This is a genomic window from Bacteroides intestinalis (assembly GCF_003464595.1).
In the GTDB taxonomy this organism is placed as follows: domain Bacteria; phylum Bacteroidota; class Bacteroidia; order Bacteroidales; family Bacteroidaceae; genus Bacteroides; species Bacteroides intestinalis_A.
On the sequence record NZ_QRZF01000061.1, the window covers coordinates 1 to 1,086 of the forward strand.

Annotated in this window: 2 protein-coding genes; one reads left to right on the plus strand and one right to left on the minus strand. The window is 48.2% G+C overall.

What is annotated here, in order from left to right:
• On the plus strand, window positions 1-720 hold a 720-nt coding region (locus DWW10_RS25820), incomplete at its 5' end, for a virulence-associated E family protein (protein WP_220395707.1).
• A gap of 171 nt (window positions 721-891) precedes the next feature.
• Here the strand turns inward: DWW10_RS25820 and DWW10_RS25825 are convergent.
• Window positions 892-1,086 (minus strand): DUF4248 domain-containing protein (locus tag DWW10_RS25825; RefSeq protein ID WP_147350476.1); only part of this gene is annotated, 195 nt, incomplete at its 5' end.

Sequence of the window (1,086 nt, forward strand, 5' to 3'; positions counted from 1 at the left end):
AGTACCTGGATACGCAGGCTGTTACCTCCCCAGTGGAGGGAGTATTATCGAAACGGAATGGTAAACCCGGACAACAAGGACCACCAACTGCTGCTCAGCACACACCTCATCATCAATATGGAAGAATTCGAAGGGGCCAGGATAGGCGATCTGGCTGGATTGAAACGGGTCATCACACAGGAAAGTGTGACGGAGCGGAAAGCATACGACATGCAGGCATACAATTTCATACGGCATGCATCCTTCATTGCCAGTACGAACAACCGACAGTGTCTGCAGGACATAGGCGGGAACCGGCGTTTCCTCCCCTCCTCCATCATTACGTTGGATTATCGTACACCGGTCAATTATGAGGGGATATATGCACAGGCCTACGCGTTGATAAAGGAAGGATACCGGTACTGGTATGAAGGAGAGGAAATAAACGAACTGAACCGGCACAATGAACTGCACCGCATGAAAGATCCCGTGGAGGAAAACCTGCTCGTATACTTCCGCAAGCCACAGCCGGAAGATTACTGCATAAAGTGGATGCCGGCGGCAGCCATACTCAGCAAGATCGCCATTTACGGAAAGATACAGGTGAACAGGCAGACCATACAGACATTGGTTATGTCACTGGAAAAATACGGTTTCCGGACAAGAAGGAATAGACAGGGAAGCACGGAATATGAAGTAGTGGACATACAAAACGATGAAGTGGACAAGGGATTCAAATAAATGGAACCGGGTATTGTCAGACATAAGTGCATCGCCCGATGCAGATAAGTGAGAAGACCATTGCAGATATAAGCGTTGCCCGATACAGATAAGTGCGCAAGTCAACGCAGATATAAGCGTTCGGCTTGCGCACTTTCATACAACAATTGTCAATTATCAATCGCTAATTGTTCAGGGTCTTCCCAGGTATCTGAATATCAGTTCCACCTGCATGGAAGTAAATATCTGCTGGCGTTTTTTATAGCCTGTCTGAAGCAAGGCTTCACTCAGTTGCAGGTTATACTTGAACCATTGCGCCAAGCGGTTCAGCGCGGACACGGGAGAGATATTCGGAGCATAAGCCTCGGCAAGTTCACGTTTGGAGTA